The following is a 7,160-nucleotide window of genomic DNA, read 5'->3' on the forward strand; positions in this document are numbered from 1 at the left end:
ATTATTATAGGGAGTTCGGATAAAGAGGTAACACCCAATATGAAAAGTGGGTATTATTTCTTATAGTACATAACAAAAATATGAGTTTGTTTTGAAAATAGGACTTTTGAAACTGTGATTCACATCTGCTCCGCTTAAGATTAATATATTGACCTTATGTTTAATGGTCAAAAGGAGTGAGATGTACGCATGATAGGTTTTTTATTTACAGCATTGAAGAAAAAACGTTCATTAGAAGATTGCGTCATCAAAATTCAACAAGGTGACACGAAGCTTCGAAATGATACGATCCATTCTTATAAGCCTTTTATTGCTAAAACGGTTTCAAGCGTTTGTAATCGATATATTCATGAATCAGATGATGAATACAGTATTGGTCTGATTGCTTTCAATGAAGCAATTGATAAATATTCATGTGAAAAAGGAAAGTCTTTGCTTGCGTTTGCTGAGGTTATTATTAAGCGCCGAGTCATTGATTATTTAAGAAGTCAGTCAAGAAATAAGGAAGTGATTTTGGAGTCTGCATGGAATGAAGAGGGGGGCGATGATTCATTTCTCGATGATCAAAATTCCATTCAGGCATTTGAACAGGAGCAAGAGACGTTAAAAAGAAGAGAGGAAATTCTTCTTTATGATCGTCGTTTACAGGAATTTGGCTTATCTTTTCAAGAATTAGTTCATCATTCACCAAAGCATATAGATGCTCGTTTAGGAGCAATTTCTATTGCGAAGACATTAATGGATGATGGGGAGCTAAGAGAACTTTTGTTCATGAAGAAACGGCTTCCGATTAAACAATTAGAGGAAAAAGTACGAGTGAGTAGAAAAACGATTGAACGACATCGTAAATATATTATTGCGATGTGTATCATTTTAAATGAAGAGTTTGTGTACTTATCGCATTACATAGAAGGGGTGACTCAGCAGTGAAAAAGGGTATAGTTCTATCAGTGACTAAACGACATATTACGTTGTTGACCCCAGAAGGTGAGTTTGTCAGAAGAAACCGAGATAACGGAGTGTATGAAATTGGTGATGAAGTAACAATTATTCCGGTAGAACGAACGTTTCCCATTTCTTCTAAGAAAATAGCCGTTATTGGCACGTTTGCCTCTGCTTGTCTTCTATTTTTCTCAATTATTGCTGTTCAGCCCTCGACTCATGTAGCTGCTTACATGACGATTGATGTAAATCCTAGTGTTGAAATAGGTGTAGATGATGATTTAGATGTGATTGAACTAAAAGGGTTAAATGATGAAGGAAAGCGTGTCGTGAATAAATTGGGTTTATGGGAAAATAAGGAGCTTTCGACAGTGACTGAAAACATTGTTGCCAAGACAAAGGAACTAGGTTATTTGAAGGGTTCTACACAGAAGATTGTCGTCTCCACAACCATGATCGAAAAGAGTAAGAAGGTCAATCAGCAATTGAATAAAGAGCTGCAGCATATATCACAGCAATGGCCGATAAATCGTACAAAAGTACAAGTTATTCAAGCGACAAAAGAAGAGCGTAATGAAGCGAAGAGACAGGGGCTCTCAACAGGGAAATATGTTGAACAAAAACGGGAGAGTCAGCAAAAGAAGAATCAAACGAGTGAGGACAATCAATTAAAAGAGAAAAGCCAAATAACGAATACTCCTGTTCAGAAGATTGAAGAGAAGAAGACGGCTCAACCTTTACAAACGAATCAGGAAACAAAAAAAGCAATAAATGAGAAATCTTCTAGTCAGTCGGTGTTGAAGGATAATCAAAAGTCAGTAGAAACGAAGAAGTCTAACAAAGAAAAGCCATCTTCATCAAAAAAAGAACATGTATTGAAAAAAAGAGAGAGAGAACAGCAACAAGAACAACGAAAGAAAGAGAAAGAACAGCAAAAAGCGCAACAAGAGAAAGAGAAAAAGTGGCAAAAAGCGCAACAAGAGAAAGAGAAAGAATGGCAAAAGGCGCAACGAGAGAAAGAGAAGGAACAACGCAAAGAACAACTGTATAAACCAGTAAAAAAAGAAGAGAAACCTCATCCAGGTAATGCGGGTAATCATAAAAAAGAAAATAATGATAGAGAGAAGCAGCGTCAGGATGATTAATGAAAGAGCCCGGTCAAAGACCGGGCTCTAGCCATGTTATTCTATTGTATTAAAATTTACCGCTAAGCTGAGATTGAGCTTGTTGCACTAATCGTTTTGTAATTTCTCCGCCTACAGATCCATTTGCACGTGCTGACGTATCAGATCCTAATTGAACGCCAAACTCAGAAGCGATTTCATATTTAATTTGTTCTAAAGCTTGTTCAATTCCAGGAACAAGTAATTTATTACTGCTGTTATTAGCCATGTTATAATCTCCTTTAGTTTATATGTTATACAGTGGCATTTGCCGCTGTAGTCATAGTATAAGTAGATTAATTTTTTTTAGTTGCGTTGCGGTTGCTTTTCTATTGGCAAGAGCACCTTATAGTTGAAGGAATGGAATAAGTCGAGAAGGATTGGAAAATGGTTGAAAAACGGGTACACTAGGTTAAGAAATTATTTTAATTCAATAAGTTAATGGCTCGGAAGACTCATTACTTGACAAGAATTGATAATTTTGATATGCGCTCAGCATCCTATAAAGAGGATGTTAACTGAGTGGAACTGTATTTTACATATGTTTGAAGAGAATTTCAACAGAACGAGAGGAACGGGAACGTGTAGATGACTATGTTTAAAAAAATATTGGCTAGGCTTTCTCCTGCTCAGCTCATTATTGGGTATTACTTTATTGCCGTTAGTATTTCCACAGGCTTGCTTAGCCTCCCAATTGCGATTCAGCCAGAAGTGGAATATAGCTTTAGTGATGCCTTATTTACGGCAGTGAGTGCCGTTAGTGTAACCGGATTATCGGTTGTTAACGTATCGGAAGTGCTTACGGTTCCGGGTTATTTTATTTTGATGTTTGTTCTCCAATTTGGCGGAATTGGGATTATGACGTTAGGAACCTTCTTCTGGCTTATCGTAGGCAAGAAAATCGGTTTAAAAGAACGTCAATTAATTATGGCCGATCAAAATCAGATGCAATTATCAGGTGCTGTTAAATTATTAAAACAAATTATTGAAATCTTTTTGGTGATTGAATTTATAGGTGCACTTATTCTTGGAATATGGTTTCTTAAATATGAGCCAGACTTAGCAAGCGCGATGCTAAATGGCTTGTTTATGTCTATTAGTGCAACGACAAATGCCGGTTTTGATATTACGGGCATTTCTATGGTTCCGTATCAACATGATTATTTTGTTCAAACAGTCGTCATGATTTTACTGATTCTAGGAGCGATTGGTTTTCCTGTTTTAATGGAATTAAGAGAATTTTTTACGTCAAGAAAACGCACATTTAAGTTTCGATTTTCTTTGTTTACAAAGTTAACTTCCATTACGTTTTTTGGACTAGTAGTCGCCGGTACTTTGTTTATTTTATTAATGGAATGGAATGGTTTCTTGCAAGATAAAAGTTGGCATGAGTCTTTATTTTATTCCTTATTTATGTCTACTACAACGAGAAGTGCAGGGCTTACTACGATGGATATCACAGCTTTTTCGGAGCCTACTTTATTGTTCCTCAGTTTGCTGATGTTTATCGGTGCTTCTCCTAGTTCTGTTGGAGGGGGGATTCGGACGACGACTGTTGCTATTCTTCTTTTATTTGTGTGGAACTTTGCACGGGGTCGACGTTCGATTAAAGTGTTTGAGAGAGAAATTCATCCTGATGATATTTTTAAGGCAATGGCTGTACTCATTGTTGGTTTACTTCTCAGCATTAGCAGTATTTTTATTTTAATGATTACAGAAGATTTTACATTAACTGCGATTATTTTTGAAGTATGCTCTGCTTTTGGAACAGTTGGTTTGTCTTTAGGAATTACGCCTGAATTAAGTGAATTGGGGAAAGGCCTTCTGATGATTTTGATGTTTATTGGTAGAGTGGGGATTACGTCTTTATTATTCAGTGTGGGGCGTAAAGAAGTAGCGGAAAATTATCATTATCCAAAAGAACGAGTGATTACAGGATAAGTAAAGAAACCCCTTTTCATCAGCCTGGATGAAAAGGGGTTTTGTTTATCATTTAGTTGTATATGAATAGATAGTAGAGCCTTTTCCGCTAGGATCAAAATAAGCAACCATAACAGAGGATTGGCGCACCATTTTACCTGTAGTTAAATACGTATTTAAATCAAATGGAAGTTCTTCAATCATTGTATGCTTACGCAAATCTTTTTCATTTAATTGCAGAGAAGCAAAGTGTTTACCCAACTTTGTTGAATCTGCTAGGATTTCTTCATAGATCCAGTTGCGTTCTTGTTTTTGAGAAGGTTCCCACCAAGTTTTTCTCGGTTTATACTTCTGGCTGTTTAAATAGTCATATTTCATTAATCCGGTAACAAAATCTGTTTCAATCTCATCTTTCGTCGCTAAAAATTGCTGTAAGCGACGGAATAAGTCTTCCAACTGATGTCCGATTCGAGACCATCCTTTTTCATCCCAATACGTCCCGAACTGTTGGAAGAAATCGAATGGAGAGGGGAATGCGTTCTGAATTAAATACTCAATCGTATAGTCCATCCGGTGATCATTCCAATATTTTTCTAATACATCTTCCACTTGTTTAATGCGTACAATATCATCAAACGATAGCACATTATTACCAAGAATTTCGTAAGGGGCATGGTCGCTGTATATATAATCGTGTTCGTTAGCGCGAATGCGCAGCCCTGTTCCACGCAGCATTTTTAAAAAGCCTAGTTGTAGTTCCTCTGGTCTTAGTGCAAATACGTCATCAAAGGTTTTTTGGAAAGAGTAATAATCCTCTTCAGGTAAACCAGCAATTAAATCGAGATGCTGATCAATCTTTTGTCCTTCCTTCACCATTGTCACGGTTCTTGTCAGCTTTTCGAAATTTTGTCTTCGTTGGACAAGATCATTTGTTTGATCATTGGTGGATTGTACACCAATTTCAAAGCGGAAAAGACCTGCTGGTGCATGGTCATTTAAAAACTGAATCACTTCCGGTCTCATAATATCAGCCGTGATTTCAAACTGAAAAACCGTTCCTGGTCGATGCTCGTCTATTAAGAATTGGAACATTTCCATTGCATAGCTTCGGCTAATATTAAAGGTTCTGTCGACAAACTTAATCGTTTTGGCACCGTGCTCCATTAAGTAGCGAATATCTGCTTTAATTTTTTCGCGATCAAAATAGCGAACGCCTACTTCAATAGAAGATAAACAGAATTGACAGTTAAACGGACAGCCGCGGCTCGTTTCAATATAGACGACACGTTTAGAAAGCGCCTCTCGATCTTCTTCGAAACGATATGGTGATGGTAACGTCTTTAAATCGATTTTTCCAATTTGTGGCTGTATGATTTTCTTTCCATCTTGACGGTAGGCAATTCCACCAATTCTTTTGAAGTTTCTTTCACCGCTTAGCTCTGTTAATAATTCCTTAAAGGTTACTTCTCCTTCACCAATAACGATGAAATCTGCATCAGGAATGAGATCGAGCCATTCGCTAACATCGTACGTTACTTCAGGTCCACCGAGAACGATACATAAATTTGGATTGATTTTCTTTAACATAGCTACGACTTTCATCGTTTCTTCAATATTCCAAATGTAACAGCTAAAGCCAATGACATCTGGCTTCTTCGCATATAAGTCACCAACAATGTTCATGATAGGATCTTTAATCGTATATTCAGCTAATTGAACAGAAAAATCAGGTTCTGCATAAGCTTTTAAATAGCGAATGGATAGAGATGTATGGATATATTTTGCATTTAATGTCGTAATAATTGTATTCATAATTACAATGCGTGTACACGCAATGCCTCCTTCGTAAACAATCACTTGTATAAATTAAGTCACTAATCATTTATTTTAACATAGCAGCACGAGATTGAAAAATGAATCTTGCATCGTACACTGGACAACGAATAGTTATGTGAAATTTTATGATTAGACTTTATTAAATTTAAGCGGAAAATCGCATCAATGTCTATTAACATAGCCTAGTATAAAAGCACCTCCGTAGAGATGCTTAATGTGTTGTTGATTCATGCTGTTTTGTTCGTCCAGCTTTGAGATTTTGCTTGAATTGTTTAAACCGAGATAGCTTTAATTCAATCATCGGTTGAGCAAATGATCCTACAAGGTTACTTGAAAGAATAGTCGTTAATACAAACGAAATGGCAACGAGTATGATGAAGTACTCCATGTTATTAAAGTAATTATGAAATTCACTTTCGCGGAAGAATTTAATAAAGAAACCGTGAAGCAAATATACATAGAGAGTTTGTTTTCCCCAGTTTGTGAAAAAGTATTGTCCACGCGGAATTAACGATAAGAAACTAAATACCATAATTAAACTTAAACCATAAAAACCAAGCCGCTTAAACATGGAAATAATCGTTGCTTCTTCAAGTTCTGAATAAGGCTTAGAACCGAGCAGCCATTTGTAATTAATATCAGGATATACATAGAAACCGATGAAAACAAGCAGCATGATGAAAAATGATGTCATTCGAATACTTGGTTTCGTTAGCTGCTTTAAGTTCTCTTTACTAATATGATAGCCAATTAAGAATAATGGGAAGAACACAAACGTTCTCGATAAACTTAAATAATTGGAAACCGAATCAATATACCCGACTAATAAGGCAATAATAATCGATAAACTAATGCCTATAAAAGGGGAAAGTTTTGCAAAACCGAGTAACATAATGTTCCAGCAAAATAAGCTGATTAAAAACCATAAAGACCATTGCGGGTCAAGTAAGTCAACCGATAATGATGAGCGCTGATATAAATAATAATAGTAAATCGTATAAATCACTTGAAAGATAATATAAGGTAGAATTAATTTTTTGGTGATTTTTAGAATGTATCCTTTTTCATAAAAGCCTTTAGCAAATAATCCTGATACAAGGATGAAGGCCGGCATATGAAAAGAATAGATTGTTTTATATAAAGCTTGAATAATCTCGCTTTCATAAATATATGAATTAAGTAAATGTCCAAAAACAACAAAAGCTATCAAAATAAATTTTGCATTATCAAAATAAGTATCGCGATGTCGCATAGCCACTCCTTAAAAGTGGAATAGAATTTAATTGGTAATTATTGTAT

At 35.9% G+C, this 7,160-nt stretch carries 6 protein-coding genes; 3 read left to right on the plus strand and 3 right to left on the minus strand.

The features are described from left to right. Positions 1–189 precede the first annotated feature (189 nt). Positions 190–930 (plus strand): RNA polymerase sigma factor SigI, encoded by a 741-nt coding sequence (gene sigI / locus V7068_RS16955; protein ID WP_402918625.1) that lies wholly within the window; start codon positions 190–192, stop codon positions 928–930. Then, positions 927–2,087: an anti-sigma factor domain-containing protein gene (locus V7068_RS16960; protein WP_499713762.1), complete on the plus strand. Its 1,161-nt coding sequence runs from the start codon at positions 927–929 to the stop codon at positions 2,085–2,087. Before sigI ends, V7068_RS16960 begins: the two co-directional genes overlap by 4 nt. Positions 2,088–2,136: 49 nt before the next feature. Here the strand turns inward: V7068_RS16960 and V7068_RS16965 are convergent, their stop codons facing one another. Next, on the minus strand, positions 2,137–2,334 hold the full coding sequence (locus V7068_RS16965) for an alpha/beta-type small acid-soluble spore protein (protein ID WP_499713763.1): 198 nt from the start codon (positions 2,332–2,334) through the stop codon (positions 2,137–2,139). A 365-nt stretch (positions 2,335–2,699) separates the two neighbouring features. Between V7068_RS16965 and V7068_RS16970 the strand changes: the two genes are divergently transcribed. Continuing rightward, positions 2,700–4,046 (plus strand): TrkH family potassium uptake protein, encoded by a 1,347-nt coding sequence (locus V7068_RS16970; RefSeq protein ID WP_499713766.1) that lies wholly within the window; start codon positions 2,700–2,702, stop codon positions 4,044–4,046. A 48-nt stretch (positions 4,047–4,094) separates the two neighbouring features. On the opposite strand, the gene V7068_RS16975 is transcribed toward V7068_RS16970, so the two are convergent. Together V7068_RS16975 and V7068_RS16980 are read right to left on the minus strand one after the other, a co-directional pair. Next, positions 4,095–5,837 carry a B12-binding domain-containing radical SAM protein gene (locus V7068_RS16975; protein ID WP_499713764.1) on the minus strand — a complete coding sequence of 581 codons (1,743 nt, stop codon included), beginning with the start codon at positions 5,835–5,837 and terminating at the stop codon, positions 4,095–4,097. 235 nt (positions 5,838–6,072) lie between these two features. Then, complete coding sequence (locus tag V7068_RS16980; RefSeq protein WP_127759614.1) at positions 6,073–7,113, minus strand: acyltransferase family protein; 1,041 nt, start codon at positions 7,111–7,113, stop codon at positions 6,073–6,075. Positions 7,114–7,160: the final 47 nt, after the last annotated feature.

It is taken from the genome of Bacillus sp. JJ634 (genome assembly GCF_036962285.1).
GTDB lineage: Bacteria > Bacillota > Bacilli > Bacillales > DSM-1321 > Peribacillus > Peribacillus asahii_A.

Coding starts and splice junctions, on each gene's coding strand:
- V7068_RS16965 (WP_499713763.1), bottom strand. CDS start 2,334: ATGGCTAATAACAGCAGTAATAAATTACTTGTTCCTGGAATTGAACAA.
- sigI (WP_402918625.1), top strand. CDS start 190: ATGATAGGTTTTTTATTTACAGCATTGAAGAAAAAACGTTCATTAGAA.
- V7068_RS16975 (WP_499713764.1), bottom strand. CDS start 5,837: ATGAATACAATTATTACGACATTAAATGCAAAATATATCCATACATCT.
- V7068_RS16980 (WP_127759614.1), bottom strand. CDS start 7,113: ATGCGACATCGCGATACTTATTTTGATAATGCAAAATTTATTTTGATA.
- V7068_RS16970 (WP_499713766.1), top strand. CDS start 2,700: ATGTTTAAAAAAATATTGGCTAGGCTTTCTCCTGCTCAGCTCATTATT.